General features: G+C 46.4%; 14 protein-coding genes. 3 read left to right on the forward strand and 11 right to left on the reverse strand.

Going from position 1 to position 20,844, the window contains the following annotated elements; all coding sequences use genetic code 11:
* Positions 1–5 precede the first annotated feature (5 nt).
* The 7 genes from H7F15_RS10895 to H7F15_RS10925 form a co-directional block, all read right to left on the reverse strand.
* Positions 6–2,540 (reverse strand): cation-translocating P-type ATPase, encoded by a 2,535-nt coding sequence (locus H7F15_RS10895; protein ID WP_255481189.1) that lies wholly within the window; start codon positions 2,538–2,540, stop codon positions 6–8.
* Positions 2,541–2,998: 458 nt separating this feature from the next.
* The gene (locus tag H7F15_RS10900) at positions 2,999–4,189 is read right to left on the reverse strand and encodes a hypothetical protein (RefSeq protein ID WP_185197010.1); all 1,191 of its coding nucleotides are present in this window, start codon (positions 4,187–4,189) and stop codon (positions 2,999–3,001) included.
* Positions 4,190–4,200: 11 nt separating this feature from the next.
* Positions 4,201–5,196, reverse strand: coding sequence for a PorP/SprF family type IX secretion system membrane protein (locus tag H7F15_RS10905; protein ID WP_185197011.1), 996 nt, complete (start codon positions 5,194–5,196; stop codon positions 4,201–4,203).
* 6 nt (positions 5,197–5,202) lie between these two features.
* Complete coding sequence (locus tag H7F15_RS10910; protein ID WP_185197012.1) at positions 5,203–10,749, reverse strand: HYR domain-containing protein; 5,547 nt, start codon at positions 10,747–10,749, stop codon at positions 5,203–5,205.
* 20 nt (positions 10,750–10,769) lie between these two features.
* Positions 10,770–10,940, reverse strand: a complete 171-nt coding sequence (locus H7F15_RS10915) for a hypothetical protein (RefSeq protein ID WP_185197013.1) — start codon at positions 10,938–10,940, stop codon at positions 10,770–10,772.
* 595 nt (positions 10,941–11,535) lie between these two features.
* The gene (locus H7F15_RS10920; protein ID WP_185197014.1) at positions 11,536–12,516 is read right to left on the reverse strand and encodes a helix-turn-helix domain-containing protein; all 981 of its coding nucleotides are present in this window, start codon (positions 12,514–12,516) and stop codon (positions 11,536–11,538) included.
* A 316-nt stretch (positions 12,517–12,832) separates the two neighbouring features.
* On the reverse strand, positions 12,833–13,741 hold the full coding sequence (locus H7F15_RS10925; RefSeq protein WP_185197015.1) for a hypothetical protein: 909 nt from the start codon (positions 13,739–13,741) through the stop codon (positions 12,833–12,835).
* Between the two features lie 393 nt (positions 13,742–14,134).
* On the opposite strand from H7F15_RS10925, the gene H7F15_RS19645 reads away from it, so the two are divergent.
* Together H7F15_RS19645 and H7F15_RS10935 are read left to right on the forward strand one after the other, a co-directional pair.
* Positions 14,135–15,442, forward strand: coding sequence for a T9SS type A sorting domain-containing protein (locus tag H7F15_RS19645; protein ID WP_185197016.1), 1,308 nt, complete (start codon positions 14,135–14,137; stop codon positions 15,440–15,442).
* 349 nt (positions 15,443–15,791) lie between these two features.
* Positions 15,792–16,187 (forward strand): DUF805 domain-containing protein, encoded by a 396-nt coding sequence (locus H7F15_RS10935; RefSeq protein WP_185197017.1) that lies wholly within the window; start codon positions 15,792–15,794, stop codon positions 16,185–16,187.
* 125 nt (positions 16,188–16,312) lie between these two features.
* On the opposite strand, the gene H7F15_RS10940 is transcribed toward H7F15_RS10935, so the two are convergent.
* Positions 16,313–17,212 (reverse strand): neutral zinc metallopeptidase, encoded by a 900-nt coding sequence (locus tag H7F15_RS10940; RefSeq protein WP_185197018.1) that lies wholly within the window; start codon positions 17,210–17,212, stop codon positions 16,313–16,315.
* A gap of 373 nt (positions 17,213–17,585) precedes the next feature.
* Between H7F15_RS10940 and H7F15_RS10945 the strand changes: the two genes are divergently transcribed.
* Positions 17,586–18,461 carry a phosphatase PAP2 family protein gene (locus H7F15_RS10945; protein ID WP_185197019.1) on the forward strand — a complete coding sequence of 292 codons (876 nt, stop codon included), beginning with the start codon at positions 17,586–17,588 and terminating at the stop codon, positions 18,459–18,461.
* 35 nt (positions 18,462–18,496) lie between these two features.
* Here H7F15_RS10945 and H7F15_RS10950 read toward each other — a convergent pair whose 3' ends face one another.
* From H7F15_RS10950 to H7F15_RS10960, 3 genes are read right to left on the reverse strand one after another with little or no spacing between them, the layout of a single operon-like run.
* Positions 18,497–19,369 carry a phosphatase PAP2 family protein gene (locus H7F15_RS10950; RefSeq protein WP_185197020.1) on the reverse strand — a complete coding sequence of 291 codons (873 nt, stop codon included), beginning with the start codon at positions 19,367–19,369 and terminating at the stop codon, positions 18,497–18,499.
* Between the two features lie 31 nt (positions 19,370–19,400).
* Positions 19,401–20,618: a DUF3570 domain-containing protein gene (locus H7F15_RS10955; protein WP_185197021.1), complete on the reverse strand. Its 1,218-nt coding sequence runs from the start codon at positions 20,616–20,618 to the stop codon at positions 19,401–19,403.
* Positions 20,609–20,836, reverse strand: a complete 228-nt coding sequence (locus H7F15_RS10960; protein WP_185197022.1) for a DUF4266 domain-containing protein — start codon at positions 20,834–20,836, stop codon at positions 20,609–20,611. The genes H7F15_RS10955 and H7F15_RS10960 overlap by 10 nt, the downstream gene beginning before the upstream one ends.
* Between the last annotated feature and the right edge of the window lie 8 nt (positions 20,837–20,844).

The following is a 20,844-nucleotide window of genomic DNA, read 5'->3' on the forward strand; positions in this document are numbered from 1 at the left end:
AAGGCTCAGGATATAGTTATTGCTGGTGCATTAGTACTTCTTTTTACCCACTTCACGGCTTCATACCAAATGACAGATACAAAACCAACAGCAACAGCAAGCAATAACTGAGGCAGAGATAAAGAAGCAAATCCAAAGAAATGGGCAAACGGACCCGCATAAAGTAATAACCCTGATAAAACGATGGTTACCCCAATGATCAGGAATACCAGGTTGTTCTTATATTTTAAAGTGGTGATCGCCGAATAGTAAAAAGAACGGTTTACCAGTGTCAGGAATATGTTAGCAGAAATAAGAACGGTAAAGACCATAGTTCGCGTAAAGTTAATGTCGTGCCCCTGCATTACGGCGTACTGATAGATAATCAACGCTCCTGCCGTAATCATAATTCCTTGAACAATGCTTGTTGTCAGCTCCCGCCAGTTAAAAAAAGTCTGAGAAAATTTACGTGGCTTTTGCACCATGATGTTTTTCTCAATCGGTTCATTCTCATAAATGATGGAACAGGTAGGTCCCATGATCAGCTCGAAATAAATTATATGCGCCGGTGAGAATATGTTAGGGTACTTCCATCCTAAAACCAGCGGAATAAAAACAGTTAGGATGATCGGGATATGGATGGAGATGATATACTGGATAGCCTTTTTGAGATTAGAGTAAATTTTTCTGCCCATCGTTATGGCGTCTACCATCTTGCCCAGATCGTCTTCCAGCAAAATGAGGGCGGCGGCCTGTTTGGCAATCTCAGATCCTTTCCGGCCCATGGCTATACCAATATGAGCTGCTTTAAGAGCTGGGCCATCATTTACGCCATCGCCTGTCATGGCTACTACCTGCTCTTTTGCCTTCAGGGCATTAATGATGCGCAGCTTGGCCTCCGGAAACATGCGGGTAAATACCTGTGTTTCCATTACCCGCTCTGCCAATACAGCCTCCGGTAACGTGACCAGCTCCTCCCCGGGCATGCTTTTCTCGTAGCCCCGAAAACCGACCTGACGGGCAATGGCCGCCGTTGTGGTTGCGTTATCGCCGGTAACAATTTTCACATCGATTCCGGCAGCATAAAAGGCTTCGAAAACCTGCTGTATTCCTGTTTTTGGAGGATCATAAAACGCTACAAGCCCTTTAAATACGAAAGGTAATTCCTGTTGCGTACCCGGAAACTGATCTCCCGTCCAGATTGCTTCTGCAACACCTAACACCCGGTAACCTTCTCCGGCTAATTCACGCATCACGCTATCTACTTCAGCTTTTTCACTCTCCGAAAGTCCGTCCAGCTTACTGTATGCTTCGGGGGCACCTTTAGAAGCCACAATACGCATGCCCTGGTCATTTTCGAATACATGGGTCATCATCGGGGGCTTTCCTCCCAGCGGGTATTCATGCACCATTCTGTAGAGGGGTCTTTCATCCAGCGTAGCAAGCCTTTGGTAAGCCTCATGAAGGGACACTTCCATAGGGTCGAACGGGATGGGTTCGCTTGCCCACATGGCTACCCGAATGAGCTCCTTCTCGTTTTCATCCAGGTTATCCTCTAAGCGGGAAAGCCGGTGCGAAGCAAGGGCATAAACCTTGTCCAACTGCATCCGGTTCTCGGTAATGGTACCGGTTTTATCTGTACAGATAACCGTTGCACTGCCCAGGGTTTCCACTGTTTTCATCTGCTTTACCACAATGCCAAGCCGCATCAGGCGCCAGGCACCAAGGGCCATAAAGGTGGTGAAGGCTACCGGAATTTCTTCAGGAAGAATACTCATCGCCAGCGTCAGGGATTTGAGCAGACTATCGAGCAAACTATAACTATGGAAATAGTTTATCGCCCATACAATCATAAGGACTACGGCCCCCAACAGCACCATTTTCCGGACAAAGTTATTGATCTGCAATTCCAGCGGCGTTACTTCCTCCGCTATGCTCTCTATACTTTTCCCGATCTTACCCAGCCTCGTATCGTTGCCAATGGCAGTGACTGTAACTATAGCCAGGCCGCTGGCCACGGTTGTACCCTGATATACAAATGGGTCTGGTAGTTTCTGGTCTTTAAAAACGGCAAGAGACTCCCCCGTGAGAATGGATTCGTTTACCGAAAAATCATTTGCCTTAATAATTTGTCCATCTGCCGCTATCAGCCCTCCTTCCTCTACCATCAGGCTGTCACCCAATACAACTTCTTCCCTTTTAATTTCCTCCACGTTACCGTTGCGTATTACCTTACAGGTTGGCTGTGTGAAGCTACGCAGCTTTTCCAACGCGCTCCGGCTCCTGGAATCCTGGTAGAGCGAAATACCGGCCACCATCAGGATGGCTACAGCCAGGAAAATACTGTTGCCTGTATCGCCACTTATCCAATAGATGAGCGAGGCCACCAGCAACAACATTACCATTGGCTCCTCAGCTATTCGCTTAATGATCGCCAGCAATTTGTTCTCCCTGCGCTCAGTCAGCTGGTTCATTCCATACGTTCTCCTGGCTTCAAGCACCTGCTCTGTGCTTAGGCCTTGGGTAACCATTGGTTGTTCCGGCGTATTTATTTCAGGCATACGTGCGGGGATAATATTTTCTTATAAAAGCTGAAACTATAGTTCCTTTAGCAGCGGCGAACAAATAGTTTACGGGATAACATTTTATCCAATAACACGCCCGGCAAAATACTATAGAATTACTCTATTAAAGTATGCATTATTGACTGAACTAAAAAGGGAAATATCATTCCTGTGCTGTAGTAATGCAGCACGTTTTTGTATATGTAAAGAAGTCAGACACTGGAATACCTGCAGGAAGCTTACCAGGCAAACACAAACAACGCTGCTAACTATAGCAGCAGATTCAAAGACCTCAATTACTACTAATGCTAAAGGTTGATGCAGAACAAATTGTACAGTTACTTCCTGCGAAAAGAAAGCTACTACCACTCAAAAAGAATCCCGGCCTGTTCCCACAGACCGGGATTTTAGAACATTTGTCAACTTGGTTCAGGATAGATCTAAACTATAGCCTGCTATTGCATGAGGTATAGTTCTGTTTTGCGATTGTCCCTGCCTTTCTCGTCGCGTACTTCATTCTCAAGGGTTATAACAAACTTCTTGCTGCTGAAATACTTCTCGATGTGATTTTTAACCTGCAAAGCGCGGTTGCGGCTAACATAATCTTTTGCTTCAGCGGTTCCATATCCATCCGAAAAGCCTTTTATAACAAGTTCGGTCCCTTCTGGCTGCTTGTTCAGGAATCTTGACAAAGCCGATACTTCTTCCAGGTTCAGATAAACACTATTGAAGGCATAGAATAACTTCAGCGCAGGTAAGGCAGCTTTTACTTTAACTACAGTTGCAGGAGTTATAACTTCTTCTACAACTATACTTTCTTCTTCAACTACTGCAATCACTTCTTCTTCAGGCAGTACTTTCTCCAGGATGTAGGCTGTATAAAAGGAATCCTGCTCATTAGAAGCTGAGATCCACATCTGGCTATCTGCTACTTTTTTATAGTATGCATTGTAGGCACCTGCCGCGTTCATAACAGGGTCTGCTTTCACTGGCGTACCTGCCTCACCTGTTGCCAGGTTTAGCGGCGAGCTATAGTTATAGGCACTAGCTGCTTCCTTGCGCGAGAAGTATAAGGTATCGTTGGCGACATACGGGGCAAACTCTTGCTGGCGGGTATTTACGGCTTTACCAAGGTTTTTAGGTTTGGTCCAGCGGTTGTTCTCCCACTTGCTAAGGTAGAGGTCTTCATACCCTTGTGACCTGCCAAGTTCTGCCGATACCAGGAGCGTCATTTTATCTTCAGACAGGAATATACCCAGGTTGTAGGCATGATTGCGCATCTTTGGCAAAGCACGCTCTCCGGTCTTTTCAAAGCTTCCGTCTTTTAAACTATAGAAGGAGATAACTTCCCGGCTGCGGCCATCCTTGTGGTAAACGTATAGTTCGCCGGTAAATTTGTTGCCACCCACCACTGCGTTTATTAAACCTGTGTTTAGTACCAGTTCCTTTTTAGAAGTCTCGCTTTTACCACGTTGCTCCGAATAAATGTATTGTCCCTGATCTTCTTTTAGGGTATAAACCAGCAAATCATTTTCCAGCAAAATAAAGTCTGCCAGCTCTGATTTGGTTTGCTTTAACGATACTTGTGCCTGAGCTATAGTTCCGGCAGCCAGCATAAAGGCGATCGTGTATAGTATTTTCTTCATCTTACTACTGGTTACCACATGGTTACTTTTTTGCTGTACTTCGGATACTTCACCGGAATCAGGTTATAAGTAAACATGATCTCGTTGGTAGCCTTGTTAATGTAGCGGGCATCGGCAGTTGGTGTTTCGTACACATACCCGATCTTCAGCTGGCTCAGGCGCAGGCCTGCATTTACTGAGAATGCCTGGTCTTTACGGTAGCCTACTCCAAGCCATAGCATGTTCTGGTAAACCCCTTTCACCTGGCCTTCCAGGGTTTCCTCCAGTTTGCTGTCGTAGCGGTAGATAGAGTTAACCACTACACCAAACTGATCGGTAACCGGTGCTCTGAAACCTGCCTGCACAATGTGGTGCTGCGGTACGTTGTTCTGTAGGTAGTCATCACCCGAGGTCATGATCTTGCCTTTGGTGATATCCTGCATCGCGTAGCCCAGGTAATAGTTCTCAGCTGTCAGCATCAGGCCCATGTTCAGATCCACGCGGTTTACGTTACCTTTCTGGCCTGCCAATCCTTCAAATTCCGGATCGCCTTCCTGGTCTATGGTTAACTTGCTGCCATCCAGCTGCTGTGCACTGAGGGTAATTGCCGAGCCCCAACGCAGGCTTAGATTCTCCGACAAACGCACCCGCGTGCTATAGCTTAAATGCACCTGGTTTTCGGTAAAAGGTCCGAAGCGGTCGTTGAGCACAGCCAGGCCAAACGCGTGTTTGGCGCCCAGCTGCCTGTTATAGTTGTCCTCTTCACGCGACTTCAACTGGTCATCTTTCTTCCAGGATCCAAGGTCTGCCAGGTCCAGTTCTGCTGAAGCAAAAATGGTTCGCGGTGCACCTTCAAAGCCCGTCCACTGGTTGCGGTAATAGGTCTTGAGCATGGAGCCTTCGTAGCCGGTCAGGGCCGGGTTAAAGTACTGCTGAAAGAGCGAGAAGTTGGCCACATGTTTTCTGTTCTGGGCACTTGCGCCCAGAACAGAAGCCACCAGGGCTATGGTTAATATTATCTTTTTCATTATTGATTACTTCTTAAGAATGGTCACGACACCTTTTTTCACCAGGTTGATATCTTTCACCTGCACGATGTAGAAGAAGGCGCCCTGCAGGATCTGTCCGTTCAGGCCGCGTCCGTCCCATCCTTTTTCCGGATCTGTTGTATGGAACAGCCTAACCCCAGCTCTGTCGAATACCTCGATCTCCACACTGTTGTAGAAGCGAAGCTCCGGTATGGTCCAGGTGTCGTTCATGCCATCACCATTTGGCGAGAATGCATTCACGATCTTCAGTTTATCAACTGGTTTGGTATAAGGCTCTTTGTTAAGGGTAAATACCTTTTCGATCGTGTTCTGGTAAGGGTCGGTACTGCGAACTCTGATGCTGAAAGTAGTTTTACCAGATAAACCGTTGTTGCTCTTCAGGTATACCTTATCACCTCTGATCTCGAACAGGCTGTTACCTGCATCCCCTTCACCAGCTACCAGCGTGTACACAAATTCAGTGTCGTCGGCATCAGTCGTAGTTAGCGTTCCAATCACATCATCTGTCTTGGCTTCGGGGACAAAAGTAGTCGCACTGAAAGCAAGGTTGGTAGGTGCTTTGTTCGGTTCTACTACTACCGATATGGTAGCTACTTTGCTGTTACGGTTGGTCGTGTTCGGTGCAGGAATTAACTCACCGACAAGTACGTAGGTGCCGGCTACCAGGCCGTTGTAAGTACCCTGTGCCCAGGTTACGCCAATCGCTTCTTTCTGACCGTTGGTGTAGGTTACCTCTACTGTTGCCGGAAGTGGCACATTGGCATAAGTAGTTCTGATCGGAACATTTATAGTTGCCAAAGTCGCTACAGATACAATGTTCTGACGAACGGTTACAGTTTGTGTTGCTGTCGTTTTATTGCCAGATGCATCGGTTGCCGTCCAGGTAACGATGGTTACACCTGCCGGATATTCTGATGGCGCATCGTTGGTTACAACTATAGCTGCAGCATCGCAGTTATCAGCAGTTACCGGAGTTCCAAGGTCTACATTAGAAGCAGTTGTTTTACCAGCATCCACATCCAGCACCAGGTCTGCCGGGGCAGTTATAGTTGGTGCGATGTTATCAACTATAGTTACGATAGCTGTAGCCCTTGATTTGTTACCTGCTTTATCGGTTATAGTTAACTTAACTGTGTTTTCACCAACATTGCTGCAGCCGAACGTATCCTTGTCAAGTTCCAGCGTTTCTACACCACAGTTATCGGTAGAGTTATCGTTTACCTGTGTTGCCTTGATAGTTACCGTACCGTTCTTATCAAGCTCAGCGGTGATATTTTTGGCAAATGCAGCAGGTGCTATTTCATCAACTATAGTTACAGTTGCTTCTTTAGAGGCTACATTGCCGTTCACATCTTTTACTGTTAACGTCACAGTTTTAACACCAGCATCCTCGCATGTAAACGCTGCTACATCCAGCTCCATACCGGCAATTCCGCAGTTGTCTGCCGAACCATTGTCGACCATAGCAGGAGTTATAGTTGCGTTACCTGTTGCATCCAGTTTTACAGTGATGTTCTGAGTTATAACTGTCGGAGCCAGGTCATCAACTATAGTTACCGTTGCTTTTTCAGAAGTTTCGTTGTCATGGGCATCCGTTACAGTAAGTATCACCGTGTTGTCGCCGATATTTGAACAATCGAATGCAGCTTTATCTATAGTTAAGGTTACAGTTCCGCACACATCCGAAGAACCGTTGTCTACGTCAGCCGCAACTATAGTTGCTTTACCGTTTGCATCCAGTTTTACGGTGATGTTTTTGGTAAGCGCAATCGGAGCAATCTTGTCTTCTACAGTAACTATAGCTGTTTCGGTGGATTCGTTTCCGTTGTTATCAGTTACAGTCAGGGTTACTGTGTTGGCTCCGATGTCAGAGCAATCAAAAGCAGTTTTGCTCAGGCTCATGGATTTGATACCGCAAGCATCTGAACTTCCATTGTTAATGTCTTCAGCCGTTATAGTTGCATTACCAGCTGCATCCAGCTGAACGGTGATGTTCCGGGTGATAACAACCGGAGCAACCTTATCTTCCACGGTAACAATAGCCGTAGTGGTGTGCGTGTTGTTGTTAACATCTGTTACCGTTAATACAACTTCGTTCTCTCCTACTGTACTGCAATCAAACGTCGTCTTATCCAGCATTATCGTTTTAATGCTGCAATTGTCAGAAGATCCGTTGTTAACCTGCGAGGCAGTTATAGTTGCGTTACCCGTTGCATCCAGCTGAACCGTGATGTTCTTCGCACGCGCTACCGGAGCAATATTATCAACTACTATTATAGTTGCCTCAGCAGTTGCTTTGTTGCCATTCTTATCGGTAACGGTTAAGATTACCGGATTGGCACCCAGGTTAGCGCAACCAAAGGTAGTTTTAGATAAATCTAAGGTTACATCACCACATGCATCAGAGCTTCCATTATCTACTGCCGCTGCGGTTATAGTTGCAACACCGTTGATATCAAGCTCTATGGTTACATTCTGCGCTTTAGCGATCGGGATAACCTTATCCTCTACAGTAACTATAGCCGTAGCTGTTGCTGCATTGCCGTTGTTGTCGGTTACCGTTAATATTACGGAGTTATCACCAATATTACTGCAATCAAAAGCAGTTTTGCTTAGGCTCAAAGATTTAATGCCGCAAGCATCTGAACTACCGTTATTAATCTCATCCGCAGTTATAGTTGCATTACCAGTTGCGTCTAACTGAACAGTGATATTCTTAGCAAGCGCAACCGGAAGTGTTTCGTCTACTATAGTAACTATAGCTGTTGCAGCATGACTGTTTCCGCTCTTGTCTGTAGCAGTTAAGGTTACTGTGTTCTCGCCCACATTGCTGCAGTCGAAAGCAGTTTTAGACAGCACTAACGTTTCGATACCACAGTTGTCAGTTGAGCCGTTGTTTACCTGTGCTGCGGTTATAGTTGCTTTGCCAGTTGCATCTAATGTTACCATTATGTTTTTGGCAATAGCTTTGGGAGCAACCTTATCTTCTATAGTTACGGTTGCTGTAGTTGTAGCTACATTTCCTGAAGCATCTGTTACGGTTAACGTTACTGTGTTAGCTCCCAGGTTATTGCAATCAAATGTAGTTTTAGAAAGCGCTAAGGTTACATTTCCACATACATCAGAAGAACCATTATCCACCATCTCAGGTGTTATAGTTGCTGCACCGCTGGCATCCAGCTGAACAGTAATTGCTTTTGCAGTCGTAGTTGGTAGCGTTACATCTTTAACAGTAACTATAGCAGTTTCTGAAGAAGTGTTACCGGCAGCATCTGTTACCATTAAGGTTACGGTGTTGTTACCTATGTTGGCGCAAGTGAACGTTGACTTATCTAAACTATAGCCATTAGCCGGAATAGCGCAGTTATCGGTAGAGCCATTGTTTACATCAGCAGCCGTTATAGTGGCATTACCTGTTGCATCCAGGTTTACTGTGATGTTCCTGGTAATGACGCTTGGTTTGGTGATGTCTTTAACGATAACCTTCTGTTGCTGCGTAGCTTTGTTGCCGGCCGCATCAGTAAAGGTCCAGGTGATAGTGTAGGTGCCCTGTGCAGTATAAGTTAAGGCATCTGTAGTAGTACCGGTAACAGTTCCTGAAACATTGTCTGTAGCAGTTGGCGCAGTTGCAGTTACTGAACACTCGCCCGTCAGCGCTGGCAGGGTGGCTATAGTTGGTACCGGTGCTTCGTTATCTGTAACAGTTACTATTTGTGTGGCTGTAGCAGAATGGCCAACCTTATCTGTCACGGTCCAGGTTACAGCAGTGTTACCTACCGGGAACGTAGCCGGTGCATCGTTAGTAGTGGTACCAAGTGCGCAATTATCAGCTGTTACTGGTGTGCCCAACACTACACCTGATGCGGTGTTCTTGCCTGCATCGGTGTTTATAGTAACCGTTGGCGGTGCTGTTATTGCTGGATTGGTTTTATCTGCTATAATTATTACGTTTTGGGTAGCTGTAGTAATGTTCCCATTTCCGTCATCAAACTTCCAGTTAATTACATGTGTGCCCAGTGTTGTATAAGTTAAAGGGTCCGTGGTTGTACCTATAATGGTACCATTGCAAGCATCAACAGCAGATGGAGCTCTTGCTATGGTAGCACTACATTCGGCTAATACATCAGGCATCATTTCGTAATGGATCGTCATGGTACCTCCATTGAAGTATCCGACCCAGCCTGGCCATGTATCAAAATCCATTCTCAGGAAGTTATTGCCGCCATATACATAACCTGGCACAGCTCCTTTGTATTCGATCTTGAAATTCTGGCTGGTACCAAAGAACTGGTTAGACCCAATATGAGTATTAGAAACGATCATTCTTGCCCAGGCGCCTGTACCACCCCAGTTCTGATCTCTGCCGGAATATTCCAGGGTTATACCTGTAACTACAGCACCTACCGGAAGCGGATCGGCGAAGGAATGGCTAAACATGTTCCAGTCTCTGGATTGACCAGCTGGTATAGAAATAACTTTTGTACCTGTTTTAGTTACAACAGGCGCTACCGTATCATTAACTTTGATTTCTTTGGTAGCAGAAGTTACAGCTCCAACTGCATCTGTTACGGTTACAGTATAGGAGCCTGCGGTTAAACCAGTAGCAGTAGTACCATTCCCGCCAGTTGGTGACCAACTATAGGTATAAGGCGCAGTACCACCTAATACTGTCGCAGTAAGTTCGCCTGTGGCGTCGCCAGCACATGAGATAGATTGGGTTTCGGTAAGAGTTACACCATAAAGCACTTTAATTTCTACTTTACCGTGCCCCAAGTTTACACCTGCTGTGGTTGAACCATTAAGGACCCCATTTATATAACTGGAGCCACCGCCACCAGAAACGTTACTACCTAAAGCAGGATCTACTGCTCCACCGCCATACCAGCCGCCGCCACCGCCGCCGCCGCAATATCCACCTAAGCTACTTGTACTTTGTCCTAATCCAAAACCACCGCCAGTACCAGGTGTCCCAGCTGCTGTTTGTGTACCTCCTGTTGGTTGATACGTTGGATTATACCCGCCTGAAGCGGTACCTCCTACTAATCCCCCTCCACTACCTGCCAGGCCGTTGCCCAATTGGCCACCGCCACCGCCAGCTACTATTTTTCTATCATTCAACGTAAAAGGTGAAATACGAACATCTGTAGCTCCACCTCCTCCATTAAAGCATAATCCTCTACCGCCTCCATTGAAGCCTCCTAATTGTCCGTTAGGCATTCCGCCTACATTGATTTGTAGAACCTGCCCTGGTGTTACATATAAATTACCAGTTGCAATACCACCTAAACCTCCCCAAGATGCGTTACTTCCACCAGAGGCTCCACTAACTTTTATCTCTATCAATGCTACACCAGCAGGAACCGTAAATTCCTGAGTAGTACCTGTATAATTAAAAGTAAACGTCTGCTGCCCCTGTGCACTTAGCACAGAACACATGAAGGCAAGGACCAGGAACAGTCCTTTCATTTTTGCTGATCCACGGGATTTGGGATGGCCCCACAAAGCGGACAACTGCATGTAAAATTGTTTCATATAAAGAGGTTGGTTGTTGATTAGTTGGCTGGAGTAAAACATTGCTGTTTGCTGGTGCAAAACACGGCCAGAACTATAGTTACCTGAAAGTGGCACCTGGCTGCGAAGGTCGACTGCACGTTATAAAGCAACCGAAGGAAAACGGTTGATACAGCGCCCTGATGAGCAGGACGTGCAACAGCATGTTTCATAAATAGGGGGTAAAGGTTTGGCTATAAATTGAAATTTGATACTGAATACATGTAAGCTTCAGCTTTATGCTGAAACTGGTTTAATTTCATCGTTTTCGGTAGTAACTCTGGAAGCGGGAAAGCGGGGAGGGCTATATAGGTAGCACCTTAAAACCAAACAGTTAAAACCCAAATACTATATATTTCAGGATGTTAACTGTAATGCAAATACCAAACTATAGTTCGGTTTCTGCTGAGGCTGAATACTTAAAGTAGATCTTGTAATAAGAGCATTTAAATAGTAGCGCAAGTTATAGTTTAAGTTAGCGTCCATCCAATATAGAATTGCACTGGTTTGTCTCGTATTAAAAACGGACACAAATAATTCCCGAAGAAGTGTTAATTACTATTGTAGCAGAAATGCTTTTGATAGGTCTGATTGGAAGCAAAAAGGGTTTAGCCCGAAAAGATGGCGATTGTAATGGAAGGACAAGAACTATAATTGCAGTTACGCTTACTCAACTTGTGTTATAAGCAAGCTCTTAACTGCTTTGCCTGTTTAATCAAGAGCAACTCCGGACAGGATAACACAACCTCTTTTTATCTGTAAGTAGCGCTAAACTATAGTTTTCGAAGCTGCTAAATACTCCTTGGGGCTAATTCCTTCTGACTTCTTAAATGCTTTGTAAAATCCGCTCCTCGAGGCAAAACCTGCTTGCAGGGCTAAAGCTTCGATGGTATAGTTTTGCAGAGAACCATCTTTCTCTAACTGCAATTTGAGGTATGCAATGCGGTAGTTATTTACAAAATCGTTGAAACTGGAGTTAGCAAACACGTTCAGTACCTGCGATAGTTTGTAGGAAGGAATCTGCAGCCTCGCGGCCAGATCATTGACTTTTAACGTCTTTTCTTTATAGCATTCAGACGTAAGCATGAATTGCTCTACCCGCTGAAGCAGGTATCCGCCATCCTGGTCCTGTTCCTTAACTTTCGCCTGCTTTATGATCCGTGATAGTGTTTCCGGCTTCATGTCCAGGAACGAAGCAACACACTTCAGGGGTAGCCGTTCGATGTACCCGGGCTTGGAATTTACAAAGTATAAGTAGCGCTCTGTCGCATTTCCAACACGAATAACATGCGTCCTCTCCTGTGCATCGCGGTAATAATTCTCGTACACCTGCCGGATAATATAATTCAGGTCAAAATAGCGCTTATACCAGTCCTGTAATATATCGGTATGTACGCCCAGCACAAGCGTAGGCTCTATGGCAACTATAGCTTCCCGGGATGGTTGCTCGCCGTACAGCCCCGACAAGGAACTGACAAACTCGTTCTCGACCGAAATATAGGTAGTAATCCTTTTCCGTTTGTGTGTGGAGTACGCCATAAGCGCACCTTCTCTTATAAAGTACATGTAATTGCACCTGCCCCCTTCGTACAGCAGGTGCTCCCCTTCCTGTAGTTGTATCGATATAGCGTGTTTATAGAATTCGTTCTGTAGTTCTAAGCAGACAGGGTGTTGGGTAGCAAGCAGGGCAAGAATGTAGGTAATATCATCCGGATCTGCTGGCTTAAACTGTAAAGGCTTTTCACGCATTTTGTTGATCCGGGATAGGTTAACACATCATCCTTAAAAGATAATTCAGAAGTAATTTCTTTCTACTTCAGGTAAATGTAAGTTAAATTTTAAATTTTATATGTAATTACTTTAATAGTTTGAGGTAATTACTTTGCAAGACTAATTCTTGATTTGGAGCTAAGTTTATACATCAAACTATAGCGTAGCCATACCGGCTTATCTCATACTACCCTAAGCAGAGTAAAAGCCCGGTTGCAACAACGTATACTTAGGGAGAGGAATCGTTTCGCGTTTTTTTATAATCGCAGTTAAACTGCGCGATATCGGCACCTGATCACCTTCTGGCAAAGCGGCGGATACCCTTACCTTTCATTCCCAAAACCAAGAATGTAAGACATGCAGCTAAAATCAACGTAGAAATATTGAGGCTGAAGGTTAACAAATGCTCTGCCCACGTATCTGCTGCATCAAACCCAAAAATTAATTTGAGTCCAAACCAGGCCGGATAAACTGAAATATGCGCCGTGGCAGCTAAGCCAATGAGTTCCCGGCGTCCGGCGTCGTCCATTGCGGCCAACGCCGCTGCAATACCGATAACAGCAGAAAGCACTATCCCGGCTAACGGGGTACCAAATTCTTCAAATCCGATGGGGGGATTGGTAAAGAGCGCGACACAAGCACCTGCAGCCACAATGAGGACAGTAGTAACCAACAGCGCCAGAAGTCCCTGCCACAGAAAGCGCCATTCCCGAAGCTGTATACCCAAACCTATCCCGAGCATGTGGTGATGGTAAGGTAAAAACAAGAGACCGGCAATAATGAGCGGAAGCATATCCTCTACCATCCCGTAGGCAAGTAAAATAGCAGAGAGAAAAACCCTGCCAACAAGACTTTTTGTAACCTGAGTAAATTGCCACAGCTCTTGATACACGTCTGTAGTAGGCCTTACAATCGGCCAGGTTTCTTCCTTAGGAGGTTCATCCCCAAATATCGACTCCGGATGCCGCACGGAGAAAGTGAATGTTTCAGGATCATAGATAGAAGAAACCATCAGGCTCTCCAGGAACTTCCTGGCTTTTGGTGTGGCGGTTTCGATCTCCACCACATCCAGTTCTGTTTGACTTTGGTTTGAGCTGTATTGGCGTGACTGTAGTATAGATACGTGCTCAATTTCAGACTCGAAAGCAATCTGAGCTATGTTCTTTCCTTGTCCGGAGGGAGCTTTTACTGTAACTAACCGCATTCTATTTTTTATTTTTTCACTGCCAGGCTTAGGAAACCTGCTTATCAGACAAGTATACTGTTCCGACTTGTAAGAGTTATTGGTTACCTGCCTCAGCTTACCAGCCTTTGGTTTAATACACTTAACAAACCCAATAACTATTTTCACTTTAAAAGAAGCAGGAGAGACACCATAAAAGCGGATTGCCTGATTGTGAAATCGCTGGTGCTATTAACGGTAGTTATATACTTCTACCAGCCTTATAGTTGGCGTCAAGCGTCATATGATGCAATTAACATTTATATAACATAGTTTGTCGATAATATTAAGATTTATCTATCTAACTTTATGACAGTTAATTTATTAAGCGTCAGTTAAAAATTTGATCTCGCTAATAGGCTTCTATTCCTATCCGTGAAATCAAAAAGAATTCTTTTACAAATGTATTCCTTGCTCCTAAAATCGCTCCAACCTAAAGTCAGTTTGCTGTTAATTCTTTTTGGGATTTTACAGCCATTTAATAGTAAAGGCCAGATCATAATTTCCCAGGCGGATGTAGCTCTTGTGGAAAACTTTGATGACATGGGCCAAACAGGCACTACTTTTCCAACAGGTTGGTCAGCTGTAAGGCATACCGGAGACAAAACCATCGGAGAGGCACTCACAATTTCTGTTTCTGATGGCTCGGGAGGGAGCCTGGAAGGAAAGATGTATAATGTCGGAACAACAAACGCAACAGACAGGGCCCTTGGGGCTTTGAGTTCGGGATCGACGGGGCCAAGGTTTGGAGCGGGATTTACTAACCAAACCGGAGTGCCTGTACTTTCAATCGAGTTGTCGGGAGTTATGGAGCAGTGGCGTTCAGGGTCTTCAAATGAGACAAATGAAGTTTACACATTTGAGTATAGTTTAAATGCCACCGGGATAAATGATGCTGCTGCAAGCTGGGTGCCATTACCAAAGATGGATTTAGCTGAAATACTTACTACTACTACAACTGCAGGTGCTGTGAATGGCAACCTGCCTGCCAACAGAGCGGCCATCTCCGGAAATATAGACTTAACCCTTGCAGAAGGGGATACCATCTGGTTCAGGTGGTCCGGCAAAGACGCCTCTCTTCTCGATGGCATGTACGCTATTGATGATCTATCAGTAAATTTCAGATCTGTTCGTAGTATAAGCATTCTTCCTGTAGAGCTTATTTCTTTTACAGCAAAGCCACATAACAATGCTACCCGGCTTACCTGGATAACAGCCTCCGAAAAAAACAGCGACCGCTTTGAGATTGAACGAAGCCCTGATGGAAGACAATTCGAAACGATAGGAACCATAAGAAGTGCGGGCAACAGCAACATTAAAAATACCTATCATTTTGAGGATAGAAGACCGTTTTCCGGCACAGCATACTACCGCTTAAGGCAGGTAGATACAGATGGCTCGCATATGTATTCCAGAACAGTGCCGGTTAAGCGATCACCTAGCAAGGAAGGTTTGCAACTATATCCAAATCCTGTACGGGATGTATTGTATGTATCTTTCAAGGACCATAAGGCCCCGGAAAAGATCTTTATTATAAACCACTTCGGTAAAGTAATCAAGACTTTTGCCTGTACCGGTACTGAATACAACTATAGTTTACCCGTTTCGGACCTGCAACCTGGCAGCTACGTTTTAACAACAAGTGAACGCAAAGAAACAGTTAAATTTCTTAAGCTGAATTAAGGTCATCATTTCTGGGGTAAGCTTCTACTCATTTACCGCTCAGGTGATGATGTGTAGCACCTGATTGTGCAGTGAATATATTTCAGCTATACTCCTACTTCATTCATCCCAATAAAAAGCTGGACAACACGCAGGTTTTAAACTTGTAAGCAATTACCAGTCGGGTTCTATAGTTTATCCTCTCTGCCCGCTATCATAACCAGCTAATTTTCTGCAAATTGGCCGGTTTTCGTTGCTTCTAGAATTTCCGACACAGCCCCCTATCAATACCATACTTATAGTATAGTATTTTCCATATATTATACTTACATTGTGCTTTAATCTTTCCAACTATTTTAAACAAACACCTATGTCAAACATCTTCTCTTTTAGCGGACGAATCCGCAGAACCGAGTACGCCGTTACTCAAATCCTTACCTCTATGGTTATGTGCTTCCTGTTCTTTGTTTTCGGCATCTCACTTTTCGCTGGGGAGTCTGCTGCCATGGGAGCCATCATCTTTTTTGGTGTTTCCATTCTGCTGGCATGCTGGATCAGCCTTGCTTCCGGTACCAAAAGATGCCACGATCGTGGCAATTCAGGCTTCTACCAGCTGATTCCTTTTTACGGACTCTGGATGCTGTTTGGGGACGGAGACCACGGCAACAACCGCTACGGCGCAGACCCAAAGGGTCGGGTGAACCAGAATGACCTGTTCAGATCGTCTACACCTGCACCAGCAGAAGAAGAAATTCCGGCAATCTAAACAGAACCTAAAGCGCCTGCCTGGGATGATGCCCCGGATAGCCAGGCCAACAACAAAGCCACATTTCGGGTGGCTTTGTTGCTAAACTATAGCAAGTCTGGTTTAAACTATAGTTACTATACTTACTATAGTACTGGGGCATTAAACGTATCGCCCTGCGACACATCGCCTGTCTCAAAGCCCTTCCGGAACCAGCGCACGCGTTGGGCTGATGTACCGTGCGTAAAAGAATCCGGCACTACCCTTCCGGTGGCCTGCTTCTGAAGACGGTCATCCCCAATGGCACTTGCAGCATTCAGGGCTTCTTCCAGGTCGCCGGGCTCCATAAATCCTGTCGATTTTTGAGTATGGTGTGCCCATACGCCGGCATAAAAATCAGCCTGTAATTCTACCCTTACCATCAGCTGGTTAAATTCTGTTTCGGATAGCTGGCCACGCATGGCGTTTACCTGATCCATGGTACCGGTCAGGTGCTGTACATGGTGCCCTACCTCGTGGGCCACCACATAGGCCTGGGCAAAGTCTCCTGCTGCGCCAAACCTATCTTCCATTTCCCGGAAAAAGCTAAGGTCGATGTATAGTTTCTCGTCGCCGGGGCAGTAAAACGGCCCGGAGGCGGAGGAAGCAAGCCCGCAGGCAGAGCTTACCTGATCGGAGAACAGCACAAGCGTAGGATCCCGGTAGCCCTGAATGGTCTTGCTCCAGAAATCTTCGGTATCTGCCAGCACCACAGCCGTCTGGTCGGCAAGTTTTTGCTCTGCCGGGCTTGGCTCGTACCCGGTTGACTGGGCATACTGTGGTTCACCGCCCATAAACTGCTGCAGCAGCGCCAAAGGGTTGGTGCCTGTCAGAAACATGATCACGACCAGTATTGCCACAATGATCAACCCTACTTTAGAGAAAAGCAAGCGGAACAACGGTACCAGCAGCATCGGGCTGATGCCCCTGCCACCTCCGAAACCACCTGCTCCCTGCCCCCTGCGGTCTTCTATGTTAGTACTTTTTCTTCTGCCTTGCCATTTCATAAGGATTCATTTTAATGAAGTGAATGAAAGTAGAGCTGCTTGTTTTAAACACGGCAACTTATGAACTGTATAACGGTGAGTTGCTATACTTGGATGCTTCCGATTTGTTTGCGATAGCAGAGGCTGACATAGCTTTCATATTCCCGGGTTTGTATCTGGAAACAGAAAGATGATGGCTGCTAACTATAGTTGAAGGCCTGTTTTAAATAACTGCACTTTATAGTTGCGTAAGGCGTACCTGAAACTGCATACTGAAAATAAAACAAGGTGCCATCCTTTCTACGTACTTCCAGTATACTCCAGGCTGCAATGTAACCTTTGATCCGATGGCAAAGCGCTGTTTAACAACCCGTACTCTTAAACATCAATTCCTATGAAAAACATTTTTACAATCTGGCTTACTTTTATGCTGATGCTTGGTTCGTGTGGCCAGGAACTACTGGCGCAGGAAACAGATACGCTCAGAAAATATGAGAAATCGCGGCCCGATAGCTTGAAAGTCCCTTTTTATAAATCTAAACTGTTTAAGGCAACTATCATTCCGGCGGTGCTTATCGGGTATGGGGTGAGTACTATAAGGGATAATGGCATTTACTCGAGTTATGATGCACGGGAAGATATACTGGAAGCCTATCCGAATTTTGATACCTGGCTTGACAACCCGCTCCTGGTAGCACCCTATGTAGAGCTGGCCCTTGTAAACCTGTTACAGGTAAAATCAAACAACGACTTTGTAAACACAGCACTGGTTACCCTCAAAGCCGAAGCAGTGATGGCTGCCCTGGTTTTCGGGCTGAAGGAAGTAACAAAACTGGAGCGGCCGAACGGCGAAGACAACAAAGCCATGCCATCCGGACATACGGCCCAGGCCTTCCTGGCGGCTTCAATCGTGCATACCGAGCTGCGCCACCACAGCCAGTGGTACGGAGTAGGCGCCTATGGTATAGCTACGAGTGTGGCAGCCATGCGTATGTTAAAAAACAAGCACTGGCAGTCAGATGTGTTTGTTGGGGCTGGCATTGGTATTTTATCCTCTCACCTTTCTTACCTTTCGCACCGCAACCGCTGGGGCCGGAAACCTTTCACACTCATTCCAACCTACCAGCCGAACGCCGCCGGAGTAGCTTTGTACATTAGCCTGGATGAGCTGCAGTACCGCAGAAAGCCCCGCAGCACATCATCCGGTCATTCACGGCATTCCATCTTCCATGCGCCCGCTGGTAATACTTTAGCCGTTGGCCAACTATAGTAAGCCTGTAAAAGAGGCAGGCAGCGATATTATAACTAAAAAATGAGCAGGGCACTAACGCCTCCAAATCTGATTCCGGGCTGCGGCGTGATTAACAGCTTTTGTTTCCGTATCTTCAGCTTTTGGTCCAGCACGTCATAAAGATACAGGGTTCCCTTTGCTGATACATACCCTACCAGGGCGCCTGCCAGCACATCGGTTGTCCAGTGGGCGTTATCGTGTATGCGCGATAAACCCACCAACGTTGCTACGCCATACGCTATGGGTGGTACGGCGGGATGCTCGTAACGGTAAACAGACGCGACGGAAGTTGCCATGGCAAACGCCGTAGTGGTGTGGGAAGAGGGCAAAGAGGTATGCGCCGGGCTCAGGGACGGGCCGTCAAAAAAATGATTATCATCGCCGCTGTTTGGCCTGTGCCGGTGAAACTGATGCTTTAATCCTTCTGTAATTCCGGCGCTCACCATAATACTACCCACTGCCAGAATGCCTGCTTTCTCCAGATTTTTATCTTTCAGGAGCATACCTGTTGCAGCAGCTGTAACAGCAAGCGGCAGCATATAATGCTGCCGGCCAAAGGGCTCTACCACAGTCGCAATCTTATCCCCAGCCTGCGACCTGTGAGAAAACATAAACCGCTGAACCGGCTCATCCACCCAGGCAAAAGTTGCTGTCCAGACACCAACGCCGGCAACTATAAGAGCTCCGTTTTTTAATACAGATGCTTTCCGACCACCACCCTGCGGCAACTGTACCGGAAGTACCTGTTGCAAGGTATCCACACTATGGCCATAACCAACCGTATCTATAGTTACTGGGGGCACCTGAGCATGCGCTGCCGTTACAATAAACAGCAGAAAACCTTGCAGAAAACGATACCTGCTACGATAAAGAAAAACCAGTTTCATACGCCTGTAACTTATGAAAGAATAAGTACTTTTATCTGCTAACCGGTATGGTAAAGCCCAGGTCGGCGCTGATGATAAAGGCTTTCAGGCCATCACTGCGCCAGTAGTTGCCTCCCCGTAGTTCTACACTTTTAAACTGCGTGGTGTTCCTGGAAAAAGGGAGGCCAAAATGCGTGATACCCTCCAGGGGAGAATAGCGCACACCAAGCCCGGCTTTGTGGCTGTTGATACCTGCCAGGTCGTAGTCGGAAGTATAGAATTCTTCGGTGGAGGAATGTGCTTTGTATGGTGCAAAGTAATCTACAGCCGTTTGGGTGTGGTAGCGGTAAAAGGGGTAAAAGGAAAAGAACGGCCCTATTTTGATGGGTGTTTCTAGCTCAATGGTATTGGCCGTCATGCCCCAGCTATCAGTATAAAACCGGTAAAAGAAACGCATGGTCAGGTAATCGGAGGTGTAGTAGCTAACCCGCAACCCGACCGGGTATTTGTAGCGGTTTTCGGGCAGGCGCTCAATGTCGGGCTGTTCCCGGTCTGTAAAATATACCCTATGGAAGGGCGTGGAGAGCAGGCCGGTCTGGTACACAATGTCTGAGGAAAGGGCTGCCTGCAGTTTCTGGTTGATGACCTGCGAAAAGGTGGCCGACAAACTATAGGACTGCCGTTTATCTTCGCTCAGCAACTCGCCCTGGCTGCGCAGCTCTATCGGGTAGATACGCGACCAGGTATCAAAAAAGGCCAGTGCGCCCAGGCTCAGCTCCCGGTTTCCGTCTTTGGAAAGCACAGCCCAGTTCACCCCTACCGACAGTGACTGGTAATCGTACTCGGTGGAGCCGCCGAGGGTAATGCCTTTTATAGTGCGGCGGGCATTGTTGCGGCGGCTCAACCCTACGTTCAGGTGGGTGCGGGTATCGGACTTAGAGGCACTGGAAACGTTATAGTCTATCTTGTCGGAAGAGGCCGAACTATAGAAATCCATCCCGAAATTCACGTTCAGGTTGGTCACCGTATCCAGGGGCACATTCACAATGATGGTGGGCGTCACGTCGGTCAGTTCTTCGGTGCCAACGCCTCCCGTAACCGGCGAGTGTTCCCCGGTCTGGCTATAGTAGCTGCCCAGTATGTTCACTTCCGTAGGCGAAAGTTCGCGCACCCGGCGCCCATTGGTAGTAGTTGTTGAAGTAGTTTGCTGCGCCATAGTTGCCGTGGCCACCGAACAGGCCACCAGCACCCCGATATACCTTAGTTGCATCCGCAGCCTCCTCCCATTTTACCGCCTGTTGCCCCGGAAGCCCCTTCCCGGTAGCTTTCAAAATTCATTTCAAAGGTCTGCACTTTGCGGGCGCTCAGCTGCATTTCCTCTTCGTTCAGGTACGACTTCTGATAAGGCTTTACGGCCTCGCAACTGCTCAGCAGTGCAACTATAAGCAGGCCTGTAAAGACGGATGCCGGTTTAACGCAGGTTTTCATAGTTTGTC

It is taken from the genome of Pontibacter sp. Tf4, from assembly GCF_014212495.1.
Classification (GTDB): Bacteria; Bacteroidota; Bacteroidia; order Cytophagales; family Hymenobacteraceae; genus Pontibacter.

Coding starts and splice junctions, on each gene's coding strand:
- H7F15_RS10895 (WP_255481189.1), bottom strand. CDS start 2,540: ATGCCTGAAATAAATACGCCGGAACAACCAATGGTTACCCAAGGCCTA.
- H7F15_RS10900 (WP_185197010.1), bottom strand. CDS start 4,189: ATGAAGAAAATACTATACACGATCGCCTTTATGCTGGCTGCCGGAACT.
- H7F15_RS10905 (WP_185197011.1), bottom strand. CDS start 5,196: ATGAAAAAGATAATATTAACCATAGCCCTGGTGGCTTCTGTTCTGGGC.
- H7F15_RS10910 (WP_185197012.1), bottom strand. CDS start 10,749: ATGAAACAATTTTACATGCAGTTGTCCGCTTTGTGGGGCCATCCCAAA.
- H7F15_RS10915 (WP_185197013.1), bottom strand. CDS start 10,940: ATGAAACATGCTGTTGCACGTCCTGCTCATCAGGGCGCTGTATCAACC.
- H7F15_RS10920 (WP_185197014.1), bottom strand. CDS start 12,516: ATGCGTGAAAAGCCTTTACAGTTTAAGCCAGCAGATCCGGATGATATT.
- H7F15_RS10925 (WP_185197015.1), bottom strand. CDS start 13,741: ATGCGGTTAGTTACAGTAAAAGCTCCCTCCGGACAAGGAAAGAACATA.
- H7F15_RS10935 (WP_185197017.1), top strand. CDS start 15,792: ATGTCAAACATCTTCTCTTTTAGCGGACGAATCCGCAGAACCGAGTAC.
- H7F15_RS10940 (WP_185197018.1), bottom strand. CDS start 17,212: ATGAAATGGCAAGGCAGAAGAAAAAGTACTAACATAGAAGACCGCAGG.
- H7F15_RS10945 (WP_185197019.1), top strand. CDS start 17,586: ATGAAAAACATTTTTACAATCTGGCTTACTTTTATGCTGATGCTTGGT.
- H7F15_RS10950 (WP_185197020.1), bottom strand. CDS start 19,369: ATGAAACTGGTTTTTCTTTATCGTAGCAGGTATCGTTTTCTGCAAGGT.
- H7F15_RS10955 (WP_185197021.1), bottom strand. CDS start 20,618: ATGCAACTAAGGTATATCGGGGTGCTGGTGGCCTGTTCGGTGGCCACG.
- H7F15_RS10960 (WP_185197022.1), bottom strand. CDS start 20,836: ATGAAAACCTGCGTTAAACCGGCATCCGTCTTTACAGGCCTGCTTATA.